The following is a 23,398-nucleotide window of genomic DNA, read 5'->3' as shown; positions in this document are numbered from 1 at the left end:
AAAAAGCAAAAGGGCGGCCCGATGCCGCCCTGCGAAGCCCAGTTTACCCGGGGGGTGTCTGCACAACCCCTGTCCCAGGTCAAGCCGGCTGCGGTGTCAGTCGTCGTTGTCGCCGCCCAGCAGGCCGCCCAGCAGGCCAGCGCCGGCAAAGCCGCCCAGCACCGAGCCCTCCTCGCGGCCGCCGCCGCCGGTCTGCGGCGCCGCCGCGAAGATGCGCGAGGCCAGGCGCGAGAACGGCAGGCTCTGCAGCCACACCTCGCCCGGGCCGGTCAGCTTGGCCAGGAACAGCCCCTCGCCGCCGAACAGCGCCGTCTTGATCTTGCCGACGTACTGGATCTCGAAGTTGACGCTGGGCGTGTAGGCCACCACGCAGCCGGTGTCCACCAGCAGCGTCTGCCCCGGCTGCAGCGTGCGGCGCACGACGGTGCCGCCGGCATGCACGAAGGCCAGGCCGTCGCCTTCGAGCTTCTGCATGATGAAGCCCTCGCCGCCGAAGAAGCCGGTGGACAGCTTCTGCTGGATGGCGATGCCGAGAGAAACGCCGCGCGCGGCGCACAGGAAGGCGTCCTTCTGGCAGATCAGCGTGCCGCCCAGCTGGCGCAGATCCATCGGCAGGATCTTGCCGGGGTAAGGCGCGGCAAAGGCCACGCGCTGCTTGCCCGAGCCATTGTTCGTGTAGACCGTCGTGAACAGCGACTCACCGGTGATGAGGCGCTTGCCGGCGCCCAGCAGCTTGCCGAAGAAGCCGCCGCCCTGGTTGGCCGAGCCGTCGCCGAACACGGTGTCCATGGCGATGCCGGCGTCCATGAACATCATCGAGCCCGCCTCGCCGATGGCCGCCTCGCCGGGGTCCAGCTCGACCTCGACGAACTGCATCTCGGCGCCCTTGATTTCGAAATCCACTACATCCATGGCCATGACGGCTCTCCCGGCTAAACATACGACGGGGCGCATGATAGCGAGGCGGCAACACCACAAATTTCTCTGTTGACAGAAATTTCAGACGGCGTACGCTACAAGCCATGGAACTCACCGACATCGCCCGCCGCTTCATCGTCCACTGGGGCGAGATGGGCAGCAACTGGGGCGTCAACCGCAGCGTGGCGCAGATCCACGCGCTGCTGTACGTGCACGGCCAGCCGCTGCATGCCGAGGACCTGGCGGACACGCTGGTGCTGGCCCGCTCCAACGTCAGCAACAGCCTGAAGGAGCTGCTGAACTGGCGGCTCATCCGCGTGACCCATGTGCTGGGCGACCGGCGCGACTACTACGAGACCTCCGGCGACGTGTGGGAGCTGTTCCGCATCATCGTGCGCGAGCGCAAGGAGCGCGAGTTCGACCCCACCGTGGCGCTGCTCAAGGAACTGTCCGCCGACCCGGCGCTGGAGCGCGAGCCGCCCGCCGTGCAGGACCGGCTGCGCAGCACGCTGTCGCTGATGCAGACGCTGGGCAGCTGGAGCGACGAGATGCTGCGCCTGTCGCCCGCCACGCTGGAGAAGATCCTGCGCCTGGGCGCCCAGGTGCAGCGCTTCGTGCGGCCAGCCGACGCAGCCGAGCCGGCCAGCGTCTACCCCGTCACCCCACCCATGCCGCCGATGGGATGAACACCGCGAGGCGCCGGCAACGGGGCCTCTTTTTTTGCCCAAACATTTCTCTTTTGACAGAAATAACTGCCATGACCACCAGCCAACGTCCCCACACGGTCTACTACGACGGCGCCTGCCCGCTGTGCCGCAGCGAGATGGGCGTGCTGATGCGCGACAACACGGCCGGCCTGCTGCGCTTCACGGACATCTCGCAACCCGGCTTCGACGCCGCGGCGCTGGGCCTCACGCAGCAGGCCCTGATGGCCCGACTGCACGTGCAGACGCCCGACGGCAGCTGGCTCATCGGCGTGCCAGCCGTGCAGGCGGCCTACGCGGCCACGGGCCACCACCGCATCGCCGCTGCGCTGGGCCACCCCATCGTCGCCCGCCTCGCGCGCCCGGCCTATGCCTGGCTGGCCGACCACCGCTACCGCCTGCCGCGCTGGCTGCTGCGCGTCGCCCACCTGCACACCGGCAGCTGCGCGCCCGACGGCGCCTGCCGCACCCACTGATTTACCCAAGGAGAGCACCATGTCGGAACTGAACTTCGTCCTCACCCTCGTCGTCGCCGTGCTGGGCCCGCTGCTGGCCATCAGCTACCTGAAGCCCATCCTGCTGGTGGTGCTGGACGCGCTGTGCGTCGATCCGCTGCCCGGCAAGGTCGGCGCGCATTTCTGGATTCGCAGCGCCTACGTGCTCGCGCTGGCCGGCACGCTGGTGCTGGCGCTGACCTTCGGCGAGTTCCACGGCAGCGTGATGGACGCGCTGCACCGCGCGCTGTGGCTGGCGGCGGCGGGCAGCTTCGTCAGCATTGCCATCATCACGCGCCGGGTCTGGGCGCCCGTGCGCGAGCGCCAGGCCCGGCCCGCAGCACCCCGGCCGCCGGTCGCGCCCGTGGCCGCTGCCGACCGGTGGGTCTGAGCCATGAAGATCCTCGTCATCGGCGCCGGTGGCTTCATCGGCACCCACGTCTGCCGCGCACTGGCCGATGCCGGCCATGAAGCGGTGCGCGCCGCGCTGCGGCCGGTCACCGACTGGGACCGGGCTGCAGCCTGGCAGCCGCTGCTGGCCGGCGTGGACGGCGTCGTCTACACCGCCGGCTGCCTGCGCGACCAGGCCGGCGGCGTGGCCGGCCTGCTGGACCTGCTGCACCACCGCGCGCCGCTGGCGCTGGCCGACGCCTGCGACGCGGCAGGCGTCACCCGCCTCGTGCATGTGTCGGCGCTGTGCGGCGGCGTCAGCGCCTACGCGCGCAGCAAGCATGCCGGCGACGTCGCGCTGGCCGGCCGCGCCTGCATCGTGCGGCCCAGCCTCGTCGTCGGCGTGGGTGGCGTCAGCAGCCGCATGCTGGACCTGCTGGCCCGCCTGCCCTGGCTGCCGCTGCCGGCCGAGGTGGCGCGCTGCCGCGTGCAGCCCATCCGCGTGGAGGACCTGGCGGCCGGCATCGTCGCCGCGCTGGCCGCGCCGCAGCCGACGCCGTCGTGGACGGCCGTGGGCCCCGAGGCGGCAACGGTGGCCGAATGGATCGCCCGCCGCCGCGCGGCCCGCGGCCTGGGCCCGGCGCGCAGCCTCGCACTGCCGGGCGCACTGACACGCGCCTCGGCGCGTCTCGGAGACCTGCTGCCCCTGGGCCCATGGTGCAGCACGGCCCTGGAACTGCTGGCCCACGACAGCACCGAGCCCGCCGCCGCCTCGCCGCTGGGCCGGCCACTGCGGGATGCGATGCAGGGTGGCTGGGCATGACCCGCGAGCACCTGGCCCGGGCCTCGCTCGTGCTGCTGTGGTGGGGCACCGTCGCGGCCAGCCTGCACGACGGCGGCGCCGCCGGCATCGCGCTGCTGCAGCGGGCCACCGGCATCGGCCCCGAGGCAGCGCTGGCCGTCGTGGGGCTGGGCTGCGCGTGGGACGCCGCCCTCGGCCTGCTGCTCCTGCTGCGGCCCGGCGCCCTCACCTACCGCCTCGCGGCCGCCGGCGTCATCGGCATGACGCTGCTGGCCACGGCCCTCGTGCCCACGCTGTGGCTGGACCCGTTCGGCGCGCTGCTGAAGAACCTGCCGGTGCTGGCGCTGCTGACCCTGATGACGCCGAAGGAGGAACGCGCATGAACACCTACCTGCTCGTGAAGTGGCTGCACATCGTGTCGAGCGTGCTGCTGGTCGGCACCGGTTTCGGCTCGGCGTTCTACCTGTTCTTCGCCAACCGCAGCGCCAGCCTGGAGGCCCGCGCGGTGGTGGCGCGGCTGGTGGTGCGCGCCGACCTGTGGTTCACGACGCCGGCCGTCATCGTGCAGCCGGCCACCGGGCTGTGGCTGGCCCACACGGCCGGCTGGCCGCTGAGCACGCCCTGGCTGCGGGCCTCGCTGCTGCTGTACGCGCTGGCCGGCGCCTGCTGGCTGCCGGTGCTGTGGCTGCAGCTGAAGATGGCACGCGACGTGGAAGCCGCGCTGGCCGAGCGGCGTCTGCTGTCGGCGCAGTACGCGCGCTGGCAACGCGCGTGGGAAGCACTGGGCTACCCGGCCTTCGCGGCGATGCTGGCGGTGTTCTTCCTGATGGTGAACAAGCCGGACTTCTAGCCGCCCGCCCGTTTGACGGTCCAGCCCTCGGGCCGCGCCTGCAGCCAGGCCACCACCTTCTCCAGGTGGTCGCCCTGGATCTCGATGACGCCGTCCTTGGCCGTGCCGCCGCTGCCGCAGGCGGCCTTGAGCTGCTTGGCCAGCGCGGTCAGCGCGGCATCGTCCAGCGGCAGGCCCAGCACGGCCGTCACACCCTTGCCCTTGCGGCCGGCCGTCTCGCGGCGCACGCGCACGATGCCGTCGCCCGCCGGGCGGGTCTTGGCCTTGCAGACGCATTGCGCCGTGGGCTGGCCACAGCCCGGGCAGGCGCGGCCGAAGTCGGTCGAGTAGACGAGGCTCATTGACCCGGCTTCAGATGCCGCTCGAAGAACGCGTCCATCGTGCGGTAGAGGTGCAGCCGCGCCGCACGGCCGGCGATGCCGTGGGCCTTGCCGGGGTAGATCTGCAGGTCGAAGGTCTTGCCCGCCGTCTGCAGAGACTCCACCAGCCGCAGCGTGTGCTCGAACAGCACGTTGTCGTCGGCCGTGCCATGCACCAGCAGCAGCGGCTTGGCCAGCAGCGCAGCGCGGGAAGGCAGGTTGGCGCTGGCGTAGGCCTCGGCCTTGCCGCCGTCGGGCATGCCGAGATAACGCTCCGTGTACGCGGTGTCATACAGCGTCCAGTCGGTCACCGGCGCCACGGCCACGGCGGCGGCGAACGGCGTGTCGGCGTCCAGCATCGCGCGGGCGCCCAGGAAGCCACCGTAGCTCCAGCCGAAGAAGCCGATGCGCGCCGCGTCGACGTAGGGCACCGTGCCGGGCAGCTGGCGCACCGCGGCGAACAGGTCGGCCACCTCGGTCTTGCCGAAGGCGCGGTGGTGGGCGCGCGTGAAGTCGCGCTCGCGGTGCTGCATGCCGCGCGTGTCCAGCGTCAACACGCCGTAGCCGCGCTGCTGCCAGTAGGCGATCAGCGCCATGTCGCGGCCCCAACCCCAGTTCACCGTGGCGGCGCCGGGCCCGCCGTAGGCCAGCACGATGACCGGGTGCTTGCCCTCGCGGCGGTCCTGCGCCTGGAAGAAGAACGCGTTCAGCGGCGTGCTGCCGTCGGCGGCCTTCAGCTCCAGCGCCAGCGGCAGGTTGGTGTACTGGCGCAGCGCCGCGTCCGGCGCGTCGCCGGCCAGCGCGATGGCCGTCTGCTGGCCCAGCGTGCGCAGCTCCAGCCGCGGCGGCTCGCCCCAGGCCGAGCGCGTCACCAGCAGCCGCGTGCAGGCGGCGTCGGCCTTGGCATCGCGCCACTGGCGGTTGCCAGCACCGGCCACCGGCTGCGGCCGGCCACCGGCCAGCGGCACGGTGTAGAGCTCCTGCGCCTTGCCACGGTCACCGGCCGCGGTGAACACCACGGCCTGATCGCTGGCACAGACGGCATGGTCCACCGGCTCAGCCATGTCGGTCAGCGGCGTGCGGGCGCCGCTGGCGCGGTCCAGCAGCACCAGCTGGCGCCGGCCCGACGCCTCGCTGGACCACAGCAGGCCGCGCGGCGTCTCGGTCAGGTCGTCATGCACCTCCACCCAGGCCGAGTCGGTCTCGGTGGTGATGTCACGCGGCGCGGCGCCCGGCTTGAACTCGGTCAGCGTGAGGCGCGTCTGGTCGCGCGTGAACCACTGCAGCCACGGCGTGCCGTCGGCAAACCAGCCGGCACGCGAGATGTACTCGGCCTGGGCCGGCAGCGGCAGCGCGCGCTGGCGGCCGGTGGCCGCGTCGATGACGAACGCGCTGACCTTGGCATTGGCCTCGCCGGCGGCGGGGTAGCGCTGCTCGGTCATCGCGGTGCGGTCGGCAAAGATCTGCGCACGCGTCTTCACGGCCACGCCGGACTCGTCCACGCGCAGCGCCAGCAGCGACTTGCCGTCCTTGCTCCACCAGTAGCCGCGCTGGCGCGACAGCTCCTCGGCGGCGATGAACTCGGCCAGGCCCCAGGTCAGCGTCTCGCTGCCGTCGCGGGTGAGCTGGCGCGGCTTGGCGCCGGCCGCCAGCGGCAGCGTGAACAGGTTGCCGCCCTGCACATAGGCCAGGCTGCGGCCATCGGGCGCGCAGCGCGGCTCCAGCTTGGGCGCGCCGGCGCCCAGCGCCAGCTTCTGCGCCTGCGGGCCGGCGGCGGTGAGGCGCACGACGTAGAGGTCGCCCGACAGCGGGAACAGCAGCGCGCCGTCGTCCTGCCCGCACCACTGGTAGCCGGTGATGCCGCGCTGGCTGATGCGCTTGCGCTCCAGCGCCATCTTCTCGGCCTCGGACAGCTTCTGCTCGGCGCCGCCCAGCAGGTCCGCCGCGGCGACGAGCTTGCGCGGCTCGCCGCCGGCCGCCGGCTGCGCCCACAGCTCCAGCACCTCGCTGTCGGCCTGCGACGGGCGCAGGAAGCTGACCCACTGGCCGCCGGGCGACACCTCCGGCTGGCGCGGCAGGCGGCCGGCCAGCGGCGGGTCGGCGGTGATGCGTTCGAGGCTGAGGGCGGGCGGCTGCGCCAGCGCGGCGCTGGTGGCGCAGGCGGTGGCCAGGAGGGTCATGAGGATCTTCATGACCCGCATGCTAAGCGGCCGCTCTCAGGCCTCCAGCGGCGCCGTCGCCAGCGCAAAGCCTTCGTCGACCCAGCCGGTGATGCCGCCGGCCATGATCTTCACCGGCCGGCCCAGCCGCGCCAGCCGCAGCGCGCCACGGGCCGCGCCGTTGCAGTGCGGGCCGGCGCAGTAGGTGACGAACAGCGTGTCCATGGGCCAGGCGGCGAGCTTGCTCTCGATGAGCTTGCCGTGCGGAAAGTGGATGGCGCCGGGCACGTGGCCGCGGGCGTACAGCTCGGCGGAGCGCACGTCCAGCAGCACGAAGTCGGCGGCGCCCTGGCGGAGGCTGTCGTGCACGTCCCAGCAATCGGTCTCGAACGTGAACTCGGCGGCGAAATGGGCGGCCGCGTCGGCGGACGGGGCGGCGGGAATGGCGGCGACGGCAGAAGGCATGGCGGGCTCCGTGGAAAGGTGCAGACATCGTCGGCGCGCCGGCGCGGCACCACAATTGGCGCCAATGACCAACATCGCCAAGATCGCGCCAACAACGACCGGACCGCTGGTCGTCGCGCCCGTCTACGACGGTCTGTGCACCTTCGAGTTCGCCATCGCCGCCGAGATCTTCGGGCTGAGCCGGCCAGAGATGGGGCCGGGCTGGTACCGCTTCGCCAGCGCCGCCATCGAGCCCGGGCCGCTGCGCGCGCATGGCGGTCTCACCGTGACGAGCGACGGCGGCATCGCCCTGCTGGACCGCGCCGACCTCATCGTCATGGCCGGCTGGAAGGGGGCTGACGTGCCGGTGCCCGACGCGCTGGCGAAGCGGCTGCGCCAGGCCTGGCAGCGCGGCGCGCGGCTGGCGTCCATCTGCTCGGGCGCCTTCGTGCTCGCCGCCACCGGCCTGCTGGACGGCCGCCGCGCCGCCACGCACTGGCGTTATGCCGAGCGGCTGCGCGCGCGCCACCCGGCCATCGCCGTGGACGCCGACGTGCTCTACGTGGAGGAGGACCGCGTGTTCACGTCCGCTGGCAGCGCCGCAGGCATGGACCTGATGCTGCACCTGGTGAGGCAGGACTTCGGCGTGGAGGCGGCCAACAGCGTGGCGCGGCGGCTCGTCATGCCGGCGCACCGCGGCGGCGGCCAGGCGCAGTTCATCGAGCGGCCGGTGCCGCGCGACCGCACCCACCGGCTCGCCGGCCTGATGGACGAGGTGCGCGCCGACCTGCGCGCGCCGTGGACGCTGGCGCAGATGGCCCACCTTGCGGCCATGAGCCCGCGCACGCTGCTGCGCCGCTTCACCGAGGCCACCGGGCAGTCGCCGGGCGACTGGCTCATCGCCGAGCGCGTGGCCGAGGCGCGGCGGCTGCTGGAGGCCAGCGCGCTGCCGGTGGAACGCATCGCAGCCGAGGCCGGCTTCGGCAGCGTGCAGGCGCTGCGCCACCACTTCCAGGCCCGCGTGGGCCTGGCGCCGCGGGACTACCGCGCCTCGTTCGGCGCCGCGCAGCGATAGGCGAAATGCGAGCAAGCTCATGCGGGACGTGAACGGCCCGCCTTCCTATCATTTGGCGCCCCCTGCCCCCTCACGGAGACCGCCCCATGTCCCTGCGCATCAACGACATCGCCCCCGACTTCACCGCCCAGACCACGCAAGGCGAGGTCAGGTTCCACGACTTCATCGGCGACCAGTGGGTCGTGCTGTTCTCGCACCCCAAGGACTTCACGCCGGTGTGCACCACCGAGCTGGGCTACCTGGCCAAGATCGAACCCGAGTTCACGCGCCGCAACACCAAACTCATCGGCCTGAGCGTGGACCCCGTGGACAACCACCACAAGTGGGCCGCCGACATCGAGGAGACCCAGGGCCACCTGCCGAAGTACCCGCTGATCGGTGACCACGACCTCAACGTCGCCAAGCTCTACAACATGCTGCCGGCCGACCTCGAGGGCACGTCGGAGGGCCGCACTGCCGCCACCAATGCCACCGTGCGCTCGGTCTTCATCGTCGGCCCGGACAAGCGTATCAAGCTGATCCTGACCTACCCGATGACGACGGGCCGCAACTTCGAGGAGATCGTGCGCGTGCTGGACAGCCTGCAGCTGACCGCAAGGCACAAGGTCGCCACACCGGCAAACTGGCAGCCCGGCGACGACGTCATCATTGCCGGCTCGGTGTCCGACGAAGATGCCAAGACGCTGTTCCCCGCCGGCTGGAAGGCGCCCAAGCCTTACCTGCGCATCACCAAGCAACCGTCCTGAGTCAGCTTGACCGACGCGGCTTCGTCGCTGCGTCGCGCTCCCATGGCGGCACGCCGCCCAGCTGCTCGGCCATGAAGTCGACGAAGGCCGTCACGCGCGCCGGCACCAGCCGGCGCTGCGGCATCACCGCGTGGATGCCGGTCTCGGGCAGCTTGCAATCCGGCAGCACCACCTGCAGCCGCCCCGCGCGCAGGTCATCGGCCACGTGCCAGGTCGAGTGGATGGCGATGCCCATCCCCGCCACCGCCGCGTCGCGCAGCACCTCGCCCTGGCTGCTGTCCAGCGGGCCATCCACGCGCACCGCCACCTCGCGGCCACGTTTGTCCTTCATGCGCCACACATCCGCCCGGCCCTGGCTGCCGACGAGGATGAGGCAGTCGTGCTGCGCGAGGTCCTCGGGCCGGGCCGGGGCGCCGCGCCGGCGCAGGTAGTCGGCCGACGCGCACAGCACGCGGCGGTTGGCCGCCAACCGCTTCGCGACGAGACTGGAGTCCTCCATCGCGCCGATGCGCAAGGCCAGGTCGAAGCCGGCCGTCACGAGGTCGTGCATCTGGTCGGACAGGTCCACGCTGAGCCTGAGCTGCGGGTGCCGCCGCATGAACGCCGGCAGCAGCGGCGACACGTACTGGCGCGCGAACGTGGCCGACGTCGTCAGCCGCAGCGTGCCGGTCACCGCGGTACCGGCCTGGCCCAGGCCCGACACCAGCGTCTGCAGGTCGTCCACCAGCGGCCGCCCCTGCTCGGCCAGCGCCAGGCCCTCGGGCGTGGGCGTGAGGCTGCGCGTCGTGCGGTGGAACAGCCGCACACCCAGCGACTGCTCCAGCGACCTCAAGCGCTGGCTGGCCACCGCCACCGACAGATCCAGCCGCCGTGCCGCGGCGCTGATGGAGCCGGCGTCGAACACGCGCAGGAACAGCTGGAGGTCGTCGATGCGGCTCATGGCGGGCGCCCCGTTTATGAAGACTTTGTTGAAAGTGATTGAGCGTTCTGGTGGTTTTTACATCGAATGCAAAACCCCAGACTGCAGGCCATCCAATCACCGGAAAGACCTCCACCATGGCCACCGCCCCCATCCCAGCCGCCGCGCGCCGGCCCTGGGCCCTCTACGCGCTGACCGTCGGCGCCTTCGGCATCGGCACGACTGAATTCGTCATCATGGGCCTGCTGCTGCAGCTGGCCGCCGACCTGCAGGTGAGCCTGGCCACCGCCGGTCTGCTGATCTCCGGCTACGCGCTGGGCGTGTTCGTCGGCGCACCGCTGCTGACGGCAGCCACCAGCCGCGTGCCGCGCAAGACCGCGCTGCTGGCGCTGATGGCCATCTTCACGCTGGGCAATGTCGCCTGCGCGCTGGCGCCCAACTACGCGGTGCTGATGCTGGCGCGTGTCATCACATCGTTGGCCCACGGCACCTTCTTCGGCGTCGGCGCCGTCGTCGCCACCAGCGTCGTGCCGGCGGACCGCAAGGCCTCGGCCATCTCGACGATGTTCACCGGCCTGACGGTCGCCACGCTGCTGGGCGTGCCCGCCGGCGCCTGGCTGGGCCTGCAGCATGGCTGGCGCTCGACGTTCTGGGCCGTCAGCGCCATCGGCCTCGTCGCCATGGCCGTCATCGCCGTCTTCGTGTCGGCCCGGGAAGCCGGTGCCGGCAGCGCCGTGTCGCTGCGCGAGGAGTTCAAGGTGCTGCAGCGCGGCCACGTGCTGCTGGGGCTTGGCGCCACCGTGCTGGGCTTTGCCGGCGTGTTCACGGTGTTCACGTTCGTGCAGCCGCTGCTGACGCGCATCAGCGGCTTCGGCGAGGCCGGCGTGTCGGCCGTGCTGCTGGTGTTCGGCGTCGGCATGATCGTCGGCAACGTCGTCGGCGGCCGCTGGGCCGACCGCGCGCCGGTGCGCGCGCTGCTGGGCTCGCTGGCCGTGCTGGCCGGCGTGCTGGTGGCGATGGGCTTCGCGATGCACAGCCAGCTGCTGGCCGTGCTGTTCATCGGCCTGCTGGGCGCGGCCGGCTTCGCCACCGTGTCGCCGCTGCAGCTGCGCGTGCTGAGCCAGGCCGAGGGCGCCGGCCAAAGCATGGCGTCCAGCCTGAACATCGCCGCCTTCAACCTCGGCAATGCGCTGGGCGCCTGGCTGGGCGGCGCGGTCATCGCCCACGGCCCGGGCCTGGCCACGCTGCCCTGGGCTGCCGCCGCGCTGACGCTGGGCGGGCTGGCCGTGGCTTGGGCCAGCGTGCGGACGGACGCAACGCGTGCGCCGCTGCCGGCGGCCGCTCAGGCCTGCTGAGGGCCGAACAGGCGCAGCGCCAGCTCGTCGGCGTCGTTGACGGTGCGCAGCTCGGCGTAGGCGGCCTCGGCCTCGGGGTAGGCGCGCTTCAGGTAGTGCAGCCACTGCTTCAGGCGCCCGCCCTGGTGGCGCGCGGCGACGGTGGCGCGCACCTGCGCAAAGAAGACCTGCATCAGCGGCAGCAGCTCGGCCCACGGCAGCGGCGCGGCGCGCAGGCCGGCCACGCGCAGCGCGAGGCCGGGGTCGGCCACCATGCCGCGGCCCAGCATCAGGTGCTCGCAGCCGCTGCGCTCACGCGCCAGCCCGGCGTGCTCGACGGTCCAGATCTCGCCGTTGGCGATGACGGTGAGCGGCACCGCCTCGCGCACGGCAGCGATGCGCTCCCAGTAGGCCGGCGGCTTGTAGCCATCGGCCTTGGTGCGGGCATGCACGACGATCTCGCTGCCGCCCGCCGCATGGATGGCGCGGGCCACGTCCAGCGTGCGGCTGTCGTCCATGTAGCCCAGCCGCATCTTGGCGGACACCATCACGTCCGCCGGCACCGCGCGGCGCACGGCGGCGACGATGTCGTGGATGAGCTCCGGCTCGTCCAGCAGCACGGCGCCGCCGCGGTGGCGGTTCACGCACTTGGCCGGGCAGCCGAAGTTCAGGTCGATGCCGTCGGGCTTCAGCTCGGCCAGCCGCGCCGCGTTCTCGGCCAGGCAGTGCACGTCGGAGCCCAGCAGCTGCGGATGCACCGGCACGCCCGCTGCCGTGCGGCCGCCGTGCTTCAGCTCCGGCACGATGCGCGTGAACACGCGGGCGGGCAGCAACTGGTCGGTCACGCGGATGAACTCGCTGACGCAGCGGTCCACACCGCCGACGCGGGTCAGCACGTCGCGCAGGATGTGGTCCAGCAGGCCTTCCATGGGCGCCAGCAAGATCACTTGGATTCCTCCAGGCTCAGCAGGTACAGCCGCAAATCGAATTCCAGCTGGAAGTAGTCAGGCTCCATGTGCTGGCAGAGCTTGTAGAAGGCCTTGTTGTGCTCCAGTTCGCGCAGATGGGCCAGCTCGTGCACGACGATCATGCGCAGCAGCGCGGCCGGCGCGTCCTTGAACAGCGTGGCGACGCGGATCTCGCGGCGCATCTTCAGCTTGCTGCCCTGCACCTGCGTGCGCCGCGTATGCGTGCCCAGGGCATGCTGCAGCACGCGCAGCTTGGCGTCGTAACCGACGAAGTTCAGCGGCTCGGCGTTGCGCAGGTGGCGGGTCTTGAGGTCGTTGACGTAGCTGAACAACGCGCCGTCGCTGCGCACCTCGTGGCGCTCGGGAAAGCGGCGCGAGAGGTAGTCGGCCAGGCGGCCTTCGCTGCGCAGCGTCTCAGCCTGGGCGATCAGCTCAGGCGGGTAGCCGGCGAGGTAGCGGGCGGCGCCTGCAGGGCTGGCAAGATGGGGCGATGTCATCGGAGAAATTCAGGATCAGGCTGGAGCCGCAAGGCACCATTTTCGACTGTGCGCCGGACCAGCCCCTGCTGCTCGCCGCGCTGGCCGCCGGCATCGCCCTGCCCTGGTCCTGCCGCAACGGCACTTGCCGCACCTGCATCTCCCAGCTCATCGACGGCCACATCGAGCACCGCATCCCCTGGCCAGGCCTGTCGGCCGAGGAGAAGGCCGACGGCTTCATCCTGCCCTGCGTGGCCGAACCGCGCAGCGATGTGACGCTGCGCCGGCCCTGACTACCGGCCTACCGGCGCGTCATCACGATCACCTGACCGTTCTGCGTCAGCGTGGCCGACGCGGGCGGGCCGTCCTCCGCGCTGAAGTCCAGCTGCGCGCCGACCTCGGGCACGTGGAAGCGCCGCGGCGCGCTGGCCTGCAGCAGGAACGACCGCTGGCCCACCGCCTGGCCTTGCAGCCGGCCCTGGTCGTCGAGGAAGACCTTGATTGCCAGCTGCGGCGATGCGTACTCGCCCACCAGCGGCTGCAGCTGCGCCGCGCCCAGTGTGATGAAGGCCGGCTCGGCCGGCAGCTCGCCGCTGCGCACCCAGCGCTCGCCGGTGGTCTCGCCGTTGTTGAAGACGCGCAACGCGATGACCTTGCCGTCGGCGCCGCGCTCCAGCTGCAGCTCGCTCAGCGACTCAGGAAATGCGAAGCGGTCCTGGCCCAGCGGCAGCAGCACCGCGGTGCCGCCGCCACCACGCTGGCTCTGCAGCTGGCCGTCCTTCACGCGCAGCGTGCGGGTCTGCTTGTCGTCGAGGCCATAGAGTCCCTCGGCGCTCTTCAGCTGCTCGGCCGGCACGGCCACGGCCTTGTGCTCGGCGAAGGGCTCGCCGATGGCGAACGCGGCCAGCTTGCGCGCCACGGTGTCCATCGCAAAACCCGGGCCGTCGCTGTTGCGCAGGATGACGACGGTGGTCTGGCTGGCCGGCAGGTAGCTCAGCATCGACGCGAAGCCATGGATGCCGCCGCTATGCGACAGCATCGCCTGGCCGCGCAGCGTGCCGGTGCCGATGCCGAAGCCGTAGTGGTGCGGCTTGGCCGGGCCCTCGGGCGTCGTCATGCGCGCGTAGCTGGCCTGTCCGATCAGCTTGCCGCCGTGCAGCGCCCGGTTCCAGCGCCACAGGCCGTCGGTGCTGGCGACCAGCGCGCCGGCCGCGTGCGGCTGCGTCATGCTGAGGAAGCCGGCCGGCGCCACCTGGCCCTGGCCGTTCAGCGTGTAGCCCTGCGCCATGCCCTTGAACAACCGGTCGCCGGCTGGGTAGTACACCCCGGTGATGCCTGCCGGCTTGAGCAGCAGCGCGTCGATGGACTCGTGCCAGGGCTTGCCCGAGATGACCTCGACGACGGCCCCCAGCAGCACGTAGCCGGAGTTGTTGTAGGCCCACTTCTCGCCGGGCGCGAAGTCCACGGGCTGGTCCTTGAAGGCCTTGATGAGCTCGGCGGTGTTCAGGTCGCGGCGGATCGGGCCGGCCATGTAGCCGGGGATGCCGGTGTAGCTCTTCACGCCCGACGTGTGGTTGAGCAGCTGCAGCAGCGTGATGTTGGCGCCGTTCGGATAGTCGGGCAGGAATTTGGACAGCGGGTCGTCCAGCTTCGCCTTGCCGTCGTCGATCTGCCTGAGCAGCGCCGCGGCGGCAATCTGCTTGGTGACCGAGCCGATGCGCAGCAGGTGGTCCGGCTGCAGGGGCACGCCCAGCTCGACGCTGGCCATGCCGCGCGCGCCCTGGTAGAGCAGCTGGTCACCACGCGCGACGAGCACGCTCACGCCGGGGCCGTCGACCGCGATCTTTTGCGCGTCGAGCAACTGGTTGGCGTAGGCCGTCATGGCTGCCGGCGTGGCGGGCTGGCCGGCATGCGCCGCGCCGATCAACAGCGACAGCAGGACGGCGACGGGGATCGAAGGTGGGCGCATGGCAGCTAACGAGTGGATGGAACGGCGCGCAGCATCGTGGCCCGACCGGCGCACGGCAAGCCCCGGTGCGACGGACTGCACGAACAGACAACTGAGCCGCAGCCGCCATCCACAGCGCCTGTGGACAAACCCGTGCACACCCTGCGGGCGGCGGCTGCAAGTGCCTGTGGCGACAAGGGATTTCCTGCATTGCCTCAGATTGAGGCAGTTCCGTGACAGCGGTCGTTCCGCCGTCCACAGCGCCTGTGGACAAACCCGTGCACACCCTGCGGGCGAAGACGCCAAGTGCTTGGCGCAAAAGGGGTTTTCTTGCGCTGCCTCAGATTGAGGCAGTTCCATGACACGGGACAATCGCACCCATGCATCGCACCATCTTCACGACGCCCGTCGTCAGCACCCTGCTGCGCGCCGTCTCCGTCACCTGGCTCAGGCTGGCTGGCTGGACCGTTCAGGGCCAACTGCCTCCCGAGGCGCGCAAGAGCGTCTTCATCGCCGCCCCGCACACCAGCAACTGGGACCTGCCCTACACGCTGTTCGCGTCGTTCGCGCTGCGTCTGACGCCCTACTGGATGGGCAAGGCGTCCATCTTCAAGTTTCCGTTCGGTGGGCTGATGCGCTGGCTGGGCGGCATCCCGGTGGACCGCAGCAAGTCCAGCAACCTCGTGGCCGCGTCGGCCGAGGCCCTGGTGGCCGCCGACGGCCCGGTGCAGCTCATCGTGCCGCCCGAGGGCACGCGCAGCAAGACGGTGTACTGGAAGACGGGGTTCTACTGGATCGCCGTCACGGCGAAGCTGCCCATCGTCATGGCGCACATGGACTACCCGCGCAAGCTCGTGGGCCTGGGGCCGCTGTTCCACCCGACCGGCGACGTCGAGGCTGACATGGTCGAGATCAAACGCTATTACGCCCAGTTCAAGGGCAAGAACTCCGACCAGTTCACCCATGAGTGATTCGCCCCTCGTCTGATCTCGCCACGCTGAACGCGGGCGAGCCCAGCCGGTCCCCCGAGGGGACGGCGATGCTCACGGGGCTTGCCCCGCTCGCACATCGCCAGCGCGGGCCGGCTTGGGAGCGGCCCGGCGCTCGGCCCGAATACCAAAACCACCTACTTCGCACGATGCAGCCCATCCCCACCAACCTGTCCAAAGACCCGCTGCACGGCATGACGCTGGAGGCCATCGTCACCGCGCTGGTCGAGTACTTCGGCTGGGCCGAACTGGGGCAGCGCATCGAGATCAAGTGCTTCCGCATCGATCCCAGCGTCGCGTCCAGCCTCAAGTTCCTGCGCAAGACGCCGTGGGCGCGCGCCAAGGTGGAGAGCCTCTACCTGTTCATGCGGCGCGAGCAGGCCCGCGCGGCCAGGTAGTCAGCCCCTCGACTGGTCTTGCACCGGCTGAACGCCGGCAAGTCCAGCCGGTCCCCCGAGGGGACGGCGATGCTCACGGCATTGAGCCGCGAGCACATCGCCAGACGGGCCGGCTTGGCGAACTGGAGTCGGACACAAGCAGTCCCTGCGGACTGCTTGTGCCTACGACAGGCCAAGGGCCTCTGGCCCTTGGCAGCCCGGCGCTCGGCCCAAGTGCAGCGCCTTAACGTGGATTGGTTTCCGGAAGCTCGATCTTCACTTCGAGCACTTCCAGATCGCCCTGGCGCTCCATGTGCACCTTGATGTCGTCCGGGTTGATCGACACGTACTTGCTGATGACGGCCACCAGCTCGCGCTGCAGCTGCGGCAGGTAGTCGGGGCTGCTGCTGCGGCCATTGCGCTCGTGCGCGAGGATCAGCTGCAGCCGCTCCTTGGCGACGCTGGCCGAGCTCTTCTTTTCGCCGAGGAAGAAGTTCAGGAATCCCATCTCAAGGCCCCCCTTACTTGCCGCCGAAGACGCGCTTGAACCAACTCTGCTTCACGGCTTCGGTGAAGCGCATGGGCTTGTCCTCGCCCAGGAAGCGCGCGACGACGTCCTTGTAGGCCTCGGCCACGTCGGTGCCCTGCAGATGGATGGCCGGCGTGCCCTGGTTGGAGGCCTGCAGCACGCTCTCGCTTTCCGGGATCACACCGATCAGCGGCGTGCGCAGGATCTCGTGGATGTCGTCCAGGCTCAGCATCTGCCCGCCCTCGACACGGTTCGGGTTGTAGCGCGTGATGAGCAGATGCTCCTTCACGGGCTCGCCGCCCTCGATGGCGCGCTTGGTCTTGCTGCTCAGCATGCCCAGGATGCGGTCGCTGTCGCGCACCGACGAGACCTCGGGGTTGGTCACCACCAGCGCCTCGTCGGCGTAGTGCATGGCCATCAGCGCGCCGGTCTCGATGCCGGCCGGCGAGTCGCAGACGATGTAGTCGAACTCCATCGCCTTCAGTTCTTCGAGCACGCGCTCCACGCCTTCCTGCTTCAGCGCGTCCTTGTCGCGCGTCTGCGAGGCGGCCAGGATGTAGAGCTTGTCCAGCTGCTTGTCCTTGATCAGCGCCTGCGTGAGCTTGATCTCGTCGTTGACCACGTTGATGAGGTCGTACACGACGCGGCGCTCCACGCCCATGATGAGGTCCAGGTTGCGCAGGCCCACGTCGAAGTCGATGACGCAGGTCTTGAGGCCGCGCATCGCGAGGCCGGTGGCGAAGCTCGCGCTGGTGGTGGTCTTGCCGACCCCGCCCTTGCCGGAGGTGACGACGACGATCTTGGTGGTCATCTGGGGCTTTCCTGTTCGTTCAGTTCGGTTCAATCGGGGCTCAGAAGGCCAGCGGCTGCATCAGCAGCTTCTCGCCATCCAGGTACACCTGGGCCGGCTTGCCGGCCACGTCGGCGGGCAGCGGGTTCTCGGTCGTGCGGTAGATGCCGGCGATGGACAGCAGCTCGGCCTCCAGGCTGTGCGCGTAGATGCGCGCCGAGGTGTCGCCGCGCGCACCGGCAATGGCCTTGCCGCGCAGCGGCGCGTACACGTGCACGCTGCCGTCGGCGATGACCTCCGCGCCATGGTTCACGAGCGCCAGCACGACGAGGTCGCCGCCCTTGGCGTAGACGCGCTGGCCGGAGCGCAGCGGCTTGTCCACCACCAGCGTGGGCGCCGGCGTCGCCACCGGCACGGGCTTCTCGATGATCTTCTCGACGGTGATCTCGCGGACCACCTCGCGCACGGTTTCCGCGGGCGCAACGGATGCGGCGGTCACCGGCTCGTCGGCCGCATCGGCCAGGCCCAGCTCGTGCGCCAGCGCCAGTTCCTCGGCCGTCGCGCCGGCCACGGCCACGGGCTGCAGCTGGCTGGCCCGCAGCAACTCGACGATAGCCCGCAGGTCCACCGGCGCGGGGCCGTCCAGCGCCAGCGCGGCCTGGCCTTCGCCCGCCGGGGCGGCCGGGGCGCGGGGCACCTGGCCCAGGTCGATGACGACGGGCTCATGCTCGAAGCCGCCCTGGCCGGCACGCGCGGCCCAGTCGGCGGCGAGCTCGGCCATGTCGGCGCTGTGCAGCACCAGGCCCAGCAGGCTCAGGCGGCGCGACTTCAGCTCGAACGTGCCGGCGCGCCCGGCGCTCCTGTTGCGCCCACTGCTGTCCTTCGCGGTCTCCCTCATCCCGTCCGTCATGCCCCGCTGCCGCCTGTTCAAAAGGCCGGGAGTTTAGCCGCGGGCACCCGGCGCACCTTGGGGGCTCACCCCAACAGCACCGGCCGGCAGCGCCTCAAAAACGGGCACCGCAGCGCAGGCAGTGGCCGATCAAGCACTTAGCGCCGCTGTCGTCAGCCGGCCCACAGACTTGTCCACAGTTCGCGGGGACAACGCGGCCCCGGCGTCCTCCACAGCCGTGACATCTGCACTTCGCGGCTTGACTTATCCCCACTTTTGGCAATCGTCAAGTCTTTTGGACCCTGACGCGCCTGGTTCGAGCACAACCCCTAGGTGCAGCGCTAAGTGGTTGATTCATATAGAAAGCCTGCCACTGCTCAAAAAAACGGCAACCTAAGCGGAGCCGCATCACACAAGGGCTTGGCGGCGATGGAGGGCAGTTCTCCACAAAGTTTTCCACAGACTCGGTGGATAGCTGGAAGAAGTATTACGAATCAGTGACTTAAACGTGTTCCTTGATGCGTTGTGGAGCTTTCGGCGCCAACTTGGGAGCGCCGGCACCGCCCGGGGGCGCTACATTGGGCCGGCCACCCCTCAAAGGAGAGTCCATTTGGCCACCCCGAACTACAGCTATGAAAAACGCCAGCGCGAGCTGGCCAAGAAGCGCAAGGCCGAAGAAAAGCGCCAGCGCAAGCTCAGCGGCAAGCCCGACGACGCCAGCGCGCCCGACGAGCCCCAGGCCGAAGGCGATGCCGGCGCCGATCCCGCCGCCCCCGCAGAACCGCAAACCTAGAATCCGGGGTTTCCCCCGTCCGGCCCCGCCGCCCCAGCGCTCATGCCCCGCCAGCTTTTCGTCACCACCGCCCTGCCCTACGCGAACGCCGGTTTCCACATCGGCCACATCATGGAATACACCCAGGCCGACACCTGGGTGCGCTTCCAGCGCATGGCGGGCCACGAGGTGCACTTCGTCTGCGCGGACGACGCCCACGGCGCGCCCATCATGATCTCGGCCGAGAAGGCCGGGAAGACGCCCCAGGACTTCGTCGCCGGCATCGCCGCCGGCCGCAAGCAGTACCTGGACGGCTTTCACATCAGCTTCGACAACTGGCACTCGACCGACGGGCCGGAGAACCACGAGCTCTCCAAGGCCGTCTACCTGTCGCTGCGTCATAACGAGCTGATCTCGACGAAGACCATCGAACAGTTCTTCGACCCGGCCAAGTCCATGTTCCTGCCGGACCGCTTCATCAAAGGCGAATGCCCCAAGTGCGGCGCGAAGGACCAGTACGGCGACTCCTGCGAGGTCTGCGGCGCCGTCTACGCGCCGACCGAGCTGAAGAACCCGTACTCCGTGCTGTCCGGCGCCACGCCGGTGCTCAAGAGCAGCGAGCACTATTTCTTCAAGCTCAGCGACCCGCGCTGCGTCGAGTTCCTGACGCAATGGACGCAGGAGCCCGGCCGGCTGCAGCCCGAGGTGCTGAACAAGATCCGCGAGTGGTTCGAGACCGACGAGGACGGCAACAACAAGCTGTCGGACTGGGACATCAGCCGCGACGCGCCCTACTTCGGCATCGAGATCCCCGACGCGCCGGGCAAGTACTTCTACGTCTGGCTGGACGCTCCCGTCGGCTACCTCGCGTCGCTGAAGAACTACTTCGCCAAGACCGGCCGCGACTACGACGCCTTCATGGCCAACCCGGCGGTGGAGCAGATCCACTTCATCGGCAAGGACATCACCTACTTCCACACGCTGTTCTGGCCGGCGATGCTGCACTTCAGCGGCCGCAAGACGCCCGACCATGTCTTCGTGCACGGCTTCATGACCGTCAACGGCGGCGAGAAGATGAGCAAGAGCCGCGGCACCGGGCTGGACCCGCTGAAGTACCTGAGCCTGGGCCTGAACGCCGAATGGCTGCGCTACTACATCGCGGCCAAGCTCAATGCCCGCGTCGAGGACATCGACTTCAACCCCGAGGACTTCGCCGCCCGCATCAACAGCGACCTGGTCGGCAAGTACATCAACATCGCGTCGCGCGCCGCCGGCTTCCTGACCAAGCGCTTCGACGGCCACCTCAGCGCCGACCTCGGCGTGGAAGGCCGCGCGCTGCTGGACGCGCTGCGCGCGCAGAGCGGCACCATCGCCGAGCTGTACGAGACCCGCGAGTTCGGCAAGGCGCTGCGCGAGACCATGGCGCTGGCCGACAAGGTCAACGAGTACGTCGACACGCACAAGCCCTGGGAGCTGGCCAAGCAACCCGGCATGGACGCCGCGCTGCACGACGTCTGCAGCGTCTGCATCGAGGCCTTCCGGCTGCTGACGATCTACCTCAAGCCCGTGCTGCCGGCCCTGGCCGCGCAGGTGGAAGCCTTCCTGAAGGTCGAGCCGCTGCAATGGGCCGACGCCGCGCGCGCGCTCGGCGCCCACCAGATCGGCGCCTACCAGCACCTGATGCAGCGCGTGGACGTGGCCAAGGTCGAGCAGCTGTTCGAGGCCCCGCCGGCCCCGAAGGTGGTGCCGGGTGGCGAGGACATCGCCGCCGAGATCAAGATCGACGACTTCGCCAAGGTCGACCTGCGCATCGCCAAGATCGTTAAGGCCGAGCTGGTGGAAGGCTCCGACAAGCTGCTGCGCCTGACGCTGGACGCCGGCGAGGGCCGCACGCGCAACGTGTTCAGCGGCATCCGCAGCGCCTACAAGCCCGAAGCCCTCGAAGGCAAGCTCACCGTGCTGGTCGCCAACCTGGCGCCGCGCAAGATGAAGTTCGGCGTCAGCGAAGGCATGGTCCTTGCTGCCAGCCATGCCGATGAGAAATCCACGCCCGGCATCTTCGTCCTCGAGCCCCACGCCGGCGCCCAGCCCGGCATGCGGGTGCGCTGAACCCCGGCGGGCCTGGGCGTCACCGCTGTCCATGCCCGCGTCCTACGCCCGCCGCCTGCTTGCCGTGGAGCGCACGGCCGAGGGCAACGCCCACCTGGGCTGGCTGCTGGCCTTCGTGGCCGGCGCCACCAACGCCGGCGGCTTCCTGGCCGTTCACCACTACACCTCGCACATGACCGGCCTGGTGTCCGCCGCGGCCGACGGCCTGGTGCTGGGCCAGCACGAGGCCTGGATGATGGCCGTGGGGGCGCTGCTGTTCTTCCTCGCCGGCGCGGCGACGACGGCGGTGCTCGTCAACCTGGGCCGTCAGCGGCTGGCGCACAGCATCTACGCGCTGCCGCTGCTGCTGGAAGCCGCCTGCCTGCTGGCCTTCGGCCTGATGGGCGCCTGGCTGGCCAGCCTGCAGGGCCTGCTGGTGCCCGCCACCGTGGCCGTGCTGTGCTTCACGATGGGGCTGCAGAACGCGCTGATCACCAAGGTCTCGCGCGCCGAGATCCGCACCACGCACGTCACCGGCATCGTCACCGACCTGGGCATCGAGCTGGGCCGCGCGCTGTACGGCATGGGCGGCACGCCGATGCCCGTCAACGCGCCGCGGCTGCGGCTGCTGGGCGGCCTGCTGCTGGCCTTCGCCGTGGGCGGCGTGGCTGGCGCCTGGGCGTTCAAGGCGATCGGCTATGCGGCGACGCTGCCGCTGGCCGGTGCGCTGGCCTTCCTGGGCCTGGTGCCGGCGCTGGACGACCTGACCCGCGCCCGCGCCCGATAAAATGCCCCGATTCGTCTGAAAGCTTTGCCATGCCGCTGTTCTGGAAACCCTACAAGTCCGAAGTCACCCAATTCATCGACCAGCTGAAGGCGCAGCGCCCCACGCTGGAAGCCGAACAGCGCGCCGGCCGCGCCCTGCTGTGGGACAAGGAGCAGGACCGCTCCGCCCAGGCCGGCTTCAACGAGGCACGCGTGCCGCAGCAGCCCTACGTCTACCAGACCAAGGCATAAGGTCCATCGCGCCCCACCCATGGGGTGCTGATATGGCCCGCCGATGACCGCGGTCACCACGGACGACAACACCGAGATTTCGTCGGATCTGCCGGAAGCGGTCGATACGGTGGCCGTTGCTCGCCTGTACGGCGAGCCGCTGTTCCAGATGCCGCTGGACCTCTACATCCCGCCGGATGCGCTGGAGGTCTTCCTGGAGGCGTTCCAGGGCCCGCTGGACCTGCTGCTGTACCTGATCCGCAAGCAGAACTTCAACATCCTCGACATCCCGCTGGCCGATGTGACGCGCCAGTACCTGAGCTATGTCGAGCAGATCCGCGTGCACAACCTGGAGCTGGCCAGCGAGTACCTGCTGATGGCCGCGATGCTCATCGAGATCAAGTCGCGCATGCTGCTGCCGCCCAAGAAGAGCGAGGACGGCAAGGAAGTGGAAGACCCGCGCGCCGAGCTCGTGCGCCGGCTGCTGGAGTACGAGCAGATGAAGCTGGCCGCCGCCCGGCTGGACCGCCTGCCGCAGCTGGGGCGCGACTTCCTGCGCGCGCAGGTCCACATCGAGCAGTCGCTGACGCCCGCCTTCCCCGACGTCGATACCAACGACCTGCGCGAGGCCTGGCTGGACATCCTGCGGCGTGCCAAGCTCAACCAGCACCACAAGATCAGCCGCGAGCAGCTGTCGGTGCGCGAGCACATGAGCATCGTGCTGCGCCGGCTGCAGGGGCAGCGCTTCGTCGAGTTCGAGCATCTGTTCGACGTCAGCCGCGGCCAGGCCGTGCTCGTCGTCACCTTCATCGCGATGCTGGAGCTGGCGCGCGAGCGTCTGCTGGAGATCACGCAGGCCGAGGCCTTCGCACCCATCTACGTGCGGCTGGCCTACGCGCCCAACTGAGCGGCACCGCTCAGAGCGCGTCGGGGCCCTGCACCGCGTGCAGCGTCACTTCGGGTTCGCCGTCACGCTGACGCCAGCGCAGCCACCAGACCGCACCCTTCTTCACCGCCCAGTCCTGCTCCACGCCGGCGAGCAGGTGCGCGGCCACCTGGCCCAGCGTGGGCTGGTGGCCGCACACCAGCACCGGCTCGCTGGAGCGCGGCCAGCGCACGGCCTCCAGCAGCGCGGCCACGGGCGCGTCCGGCGCAATGGACGGCACGATGCGCACCTCGCGGCCTAGCGCGTCCGCCGTCTGGCGGCAGCGCAGCGCGGGGCTGACGAGCACGCGCGTCGACGCGGCCAGCCGGTGGTTCAGCCACGCGGCCATGCGCCGCGCCTGGCGCTCGCCCTTGGGCGTCAGCGCGCGCTGCAGGTCGTCCTGGCCGGGCGCGATGACTTCGGCCTCGGCGTGGCGCCACAGGATCAGGTCCATCGT

General features: G+C 70.3%; 29 protein-coding genes. 17 read left to right on the top strand and 12 right to left on the bottom strand.

All coding sequences use genetic code 11. The features are described 5' to 3' along the window. Nucleotides 1-96 precede the first annotated feature (96 nt). Nucleotides 97-918 (bottom strand): TIGR00266 family protein, encoded by an 822-nt coding sequence (locus tag AC1Q7O_RS02250; protein ID WP_492658615.1) that lies wholly within the window; start codon nucleotides 916-918, stop codon nucleotides 97-99. 104 nt (nucleotides 919-1,022) lie between these two features. Here AC1Q7O_RS02250 and AC1Q7O_RS02245 point away from each other — a divergent pair, with 104 nt between their 5' ends. The 6 genes from AC1Q7O_RS02245 to AC1Q7O_RS02220 all read left to right on the top strand — a co-directional run bounded on the left by AC1Q7O_RS02245 (nucleotide 1,023) and on the right by AC1Q7O_RS02220 (nucleotide 4,158). Next, nucleotides 1,023-1,604 (top strand): GbsR/MarR family transcriptional regulator, encoded by a 582-nt coding sequence (locus tag AC1Q7O_RS02245; RefSeq protein ID WP_492658616.1) that lies wholly within the window; start codon nucleotides 1,023-1,025, stop codon nucleotides 1,602-1,604. Nucleotides 1,605-1,675: 71 nt separating this feature from the next. Continuing rightward, nucleotides 1,676-2,098 carry a thiol-disulfide oxidoreductase DCC family protein gene (locus tag AC1Q7O_RS02240; protein ID WP_492658617.1) on the top strand — a complete coding sequence of 141 codons (423 nt, stop codon included), beginning with the start codon at nucleotides 1,676-1,678 and terminating at the stop codon, nucleotides 2,096-2,098. A 19-nt stretch (nucleotides 2,099-2,117) separates the two neighbouring features. Then, the gene (locus AC1Q7O_RS02235; RefSeq protein ID WP_492658618.1) at nucleotides 2,118-2,507 is read left to right on the top strand and encodes a hypothetical protein; all 390 of its coding nucleotides are present in this window, start codon (nucleotides 2,118-2,120) and stop codon (nucleotides 2,505-2,507) included. A gap of 3 nt (nucleotides 2,508-2,510) precedes the next feature. Beyond that, nucleotides 2,511-3,329, top strand: a complete 819-nt coding sequence (locus AC1Q7O_RS02230; protein WP_492658619.1) for an NAD-dependent epimerase/dehydratase family protein — start codon at nucleotides 2,511-2,513, stop codon at nucleotides 3,327-3,329. Next, nucleotides 3,326-3,691, top strand: a complete 366-nt coding sequence (locus AC1Q7O_RS02225; protein ID WP_492658620.1) for a DoxX-like family protein — start codon at nucleotides 3,326-3,328, stop codon at nucleotides 3,689-3,691. Before AC1Q7O_RS02230 ends, AC1Q7O_RS02225 begins: the two co-directional genes overlap by 4 nt. Further along, the gene (locus AC1Q7O_RS02220; RefSeq protein ID WP_492658621.1) at nucleotides 3,688-4,158 is read left to right on the top strand and encodes a DUF2269 family protein; all 471 of its coding nucleotides are present in this window, start codon (nucleotides 3,688-3,690) and stop codon (nucleotides 4,156-4,158) included. Before AC1Q7O_RS02225 ends, AC1Q7O_RS02220 begins: the two co-directional genes overlap by 4 nt. Here the strand turns inward: AC1Q7O_RS02220 and AC1Q7O_RS02215 are convergent. The 3 genes from AC1Q7O_RS02215 to AC1Q7O_RS02205 are packed head-to-tail and all read right to left on the bottom strand — an operon-like array spanning nucleotide 4,155 to nucleotide 7,141. After that, the gene (locus AC1Q7O_RS02215) at nucleotides 4,155-4,499 is read right to left on the bottom strand and encodes a translation initiation factor Sui1 (RefSeq protein ID WP_492658622.1); all 345 of its coding nucleotides are present in this window, start codon (nucleotides 4,497-4,499) and stop codon (nucleotides 4,155-4,157) included. The genes AC1Q7O_RS02220 and AC1Q7O_RS02215 overlap by 4 nt on opposite strands. Continuing rightward, nucleotides 4,496-6,709, bottom strand: a complete 2,214-nt coding sequence (locus AC1Q7O_RS02210) for an alpha/beta fold hydrolase (protein WP_492662658.1) — start codon at nucleotides 6,707-6,709, stop codon at nucleotides 4,496-4,498. The genes AC1Q7O_RS02215 and AC1Q7O_RS02210 overlap by 4 nt, the downstream gene beginning before the upstream one ends. A gap of 24 nt (nucleotides 6,710-6,733) precedes the next feature. Continuing rightward, on the bottom strand, nucleotides 6,734-7,141 hold the full coding sequence (locus tag AC1Q7O_RS02205; protein WP_492658624.1) for a rhodanese-like domain-containing protein: 408 nt from the start codon (nucleotides 7,139-7,141) through the stop codon (nucleotides 6,734-6,736). A gap of 64 nt (nucleotides 7,142-7,205) precedes the next feature. Here AC1Q7O_RS02205 and ftrA point away from each other — a divergent pair, with 64 nt between their 5' ends. After that, entirely contained in the window at nucleotides 7,206-8,195 is a 990-nt protein-coding gene (gene ftrA, locus AC1Q7O_RS02200; protein WP_492658625.1) for a transcriptional regulator FtrA, read from the top strand. Between the two features lie 86 nt (nucleotides 8,196-8,281). Beyond that, nucleotides 8,282-8,941, top strand: a complete 660-nt coding sequence (locus AC1Q7O_RS02195) for a peroxiredoxin (protein WP_492658626.1) — start codon at nucleotides 8,282-8,284, stop codon at nucleotides 8,939-8,941. Nucleotide 8,942: 1 nt separating this feature from the next. Here the strand turns inward: AC1Q7O_RS02195 and AC1Q7O_RS02190 are convergent, their stop codons facing one another. Then, entirely contained in the window at nucleotides 8,943-9,881 is a 939-nt protein-coding gene (locus tag AC1Q7O_RS02190; RefSeq protein ID WP_492658627.1) for a LysR family transcriptional regulator, read from the bottom strand. A gap of 116 nt (nucleotides 9,882-9,997) precedes the next feature. Between AC1Q7O_RS02190 and AC1Q7O_RS02185 the strand changes: the two genes are divergently transcribed. Further along, the gene (locus AC1Q7O_RS02185) at nucleotides 9,998-11,215 is read left to right on the top strand and encodes an MFS transporter (RefSeq protein WP_492658628.1); all 1,218 of its coding nucleotides are present in this window, start codon (nucleotides 9,998-10,000) and stop codon (nucleotides 11,213-11,215) included. On the opposite strand, the gene AC1Q7O_RS02180 is transcribed toward AC1Q7O_RS02185, so the two are convergent. Both AC1Q7O_RS02180 and AC1Q7O_RS02175 read right to left on the bottom strand, forming a co-directional pair. Continuing rightward, nucleotides 11,203-12,123 carry a tRNA dihydrouridine synthase gene (locus AC1Q7O_RS02180; protein ID WP_492658662.1) on the bottom strand — a complete coding sequence of 307 codons (921 nt, stop codon included), beginning with the start codon at nucleotides 12,121-12,123 and terminating at the stop codon, nucleotides 11,203-11,205. The two genes, AC1Q7O_RS02185 and AC1Q7O_RS02180, sit on opposite strands and share 13 nt — an antisense overlap. A gap of 14 nt (nucleotides 12,124-12,137) precedes the next feature. Then, on the bottom strand, nucleotides 12,138-12,659 hold the full coding sequence (locus tag AC1Q7O_RS02175) for a M48 metallopeptidase family protein (protein WP_492658629.1): 522 nt from the start codon (nucleotides 12,657-12,659) through the stop codon (nucleotides 12,138-12,140). Between AC1Q7O_RS02175 and AC1Q7O_RS02170 the strand changes: the two genes are divergently transcribed. Continuing rightward, entirely contained in the window at nucleotides 12,653-12,931 is a 279-nt protein-coding gene (locus AC1Q7O_RS02170) for a 2Fe-2S iron-sulfur cluster-binding protein (protein ID WP_492658630.1), read from the top strand. The genes AC1Q7O_RS02175 and AC1Q7O_RS02170 overlap by 7 nt on opposite strands. Before the next feature lie 8 nt (nucleotides 12,932-12,939). On the opposite strand, the gene AC1Q7O_RS02165 is transcribed toward AC1Q7O_RS02170, so the two are convergent. Continuing rightward, the gene (locus AC1Q7O_RS02165; RefSeq protein ID WP_492658631.1) at nucleotides 12,940-14,607 is read right to left on the bottom strand and encodes a serine hydrolase domain-containing protein; all 1,668 of its coding nucleotides are present in this window, start codon (nucleotides 14,605-14,607) and stop codon (nucleotides 12,940-12,942) included. A gap of 359 nt (nucleotides 14,608-14,966) precedes the next feature. Between AC1Q7O_RS02165 and AC1Q7O_RS02160 the strand changes: the two genes are divergently transcribed. Next, the gene (locus AC1Q7O_RS02160) at nucleotides 14,967-15,557 is read left to right on the top strand and encodes a 1-acyl-sn-glycerol-3-phosphate acyltransferase (RefSeq protein ID WP_492658632.1); all 591 of its coding nucleotides are present in this window, start codon (nucleotides 14,967-14,969) and stop codon (nucleotides 15,555-15,557) included. Between the two features lie 167 nt (nucleotides 15,558-15,724). Continuing rightward, on the top strand, nucleotides 15,725-15,973 hold the full coding sequence (locus AC1Q7O_RS02155; RefSeq protein WP_492658633.1) for a VF530 family protein: 249 nt from the start codon (nucleotides 15,725-15,727) through the stop codon (nucleotides 15,971-15,973). A gap of 223 nt (nucleotides 15,974-16,196) precedes the next feature. On the opposite strand, the gene minE is transcribed toward AC1Q7O_RS02155, so the two are convergent. From minE to minC, 3 genes are read right to left on the bottom strand one after another with little or no spacing between them, the layout of a single operon-like run. After that, entirely contained in the window at nucleotides 16,197-16,460 is a 264-nt protein-coding gene (gene minE, locus AC1Q7O_RS02150; protein WP_492658634.1) for a cell division topological specificity factor MinE, read from the bottom strand. Nucleotides 16,461-16,473: 13 nt separating this feature from the next. Beyond that, complete coding sequence (minD, locus tag AC1Q7O_RS02145; protein WP_492658635.1) at nucleotides 16,474-17,292, bottom strand: septum site-determining protein MinD; 819 nt, start codon at nucleotides 17,290-17,292, stop codon at nucleotides 16,474-16,476. Nucleotides 17,293-17,332: 40 nt separating this feature from the next. Then, nucleotides 17,333-18,169: a septum site-determining protein MinC gene (gene minC / locus AC1Q7O_RS02140; RefSeq protein WP_492658636.1), complete on the bottom strand. Its 837-nt coding sequence runs from the start codon at nucleotides 18,167-18,169 to the stop codon at nucleotides 17,333-17,335. 601 nt (nucleotides 18,170-18,770) lie between these two features. Here minC and AC1Q7O_RS02135 point away from each other — a divergent pair. Genes AC1Q7O_RS02135 through AC1Q7O_RS02115 form a run of 5 tightly spaced genes read left to right on the top strand, consistent with a single transcriptional unit; the run spans nucleotide 18,771 to nucleotide 22,923 of the window. Further along, nucleotides 18,771-18,953, top strand: coding sequence for a hypothetical protein (locus tag AC1Q7O_RS02135; RefSeq protein ID WP_492658637.1), 183 nt, complete (start codon nucleotides 18,771-18,773; stop codon nucleotides 18,951-18,953). 42 nt (nucleotides 18,954-18,995) lie between these two features. Beyond that, nucleotides 18,996-21,041 (top strand): methionine--tRNA ligase, encoded by a 2,046-nt coding sequence (metG, locus tag AC1Q7O_RS02130; protein ID WP_492658638.1) that lies wholly within the window; start codon nucleotides 18,996-18,998, stop codon nucleotides 21,039-21,041. 31 nt (nucleotides 21,042-21,072) lie between these two features. Next, nucleotides 21,073-21,807 carry a YoaK family protein gene (locus AC1Q7O_RS02125; protein WP_492658639.1) on the top strand — a complete coding sequence of 245 codons (735 nt, stop codon included), beginning with the start codon at nucleotides 21,073-21,075 and terminating at the stop codon, nucleotides 21,805-21,807. Between the two features lie 29 nt (nucleotides 21,808-21,836). Continuing rightward, a complete protein-coding gene (locus AC1Q7O_RS02120) occupies nucleotides 21,837-22,037 on the top strand; it encodes a DUF3460 family protein (protein ID WP_394511516.1) in 201 nt (66 codons plus the stop codon). Nucleotides 22,038-22,080: 43 nt separating this feature from the next. Next, entirely contained in the window at nucleotides 22,081-22,923 is an 843-nt protein-coding gene (locus AC1Q7O_RS02115; protein WP_492658640.1) for a segregation and condensation protein A, read from the top strand. A 10-nt stretch (nucleotides 22,924-22,933) separates the two neighbouring features. Here AC1Q7O_RS02115 and AC1Q7O_RS02110 read toward each other — a convergent pair whose 3' ends face one another. Then, nucleotides 22,934-23,395: a SixA phosphatase family protein gene (locus tag AC1Q7O_RS02110; RefSeq protein WP_492658641.1), complete on the bottom strand. Its 462-nt coding sequence runs from the start codon at nucleotides 23,393-23,395 to the stop codon at nucleotides 22,934-22,936. Between the last annotated feature and the right edge of the window lie 3 nt (nucleotides 23,396-23,398).

The sequence above is a fragment of the Roseateles sp. GW823-FHT07B05 genome, from assembly GCF_058794515.1.
This window is presented reverse-complemented; position numbering and strand designations above follow the sequence as displayed.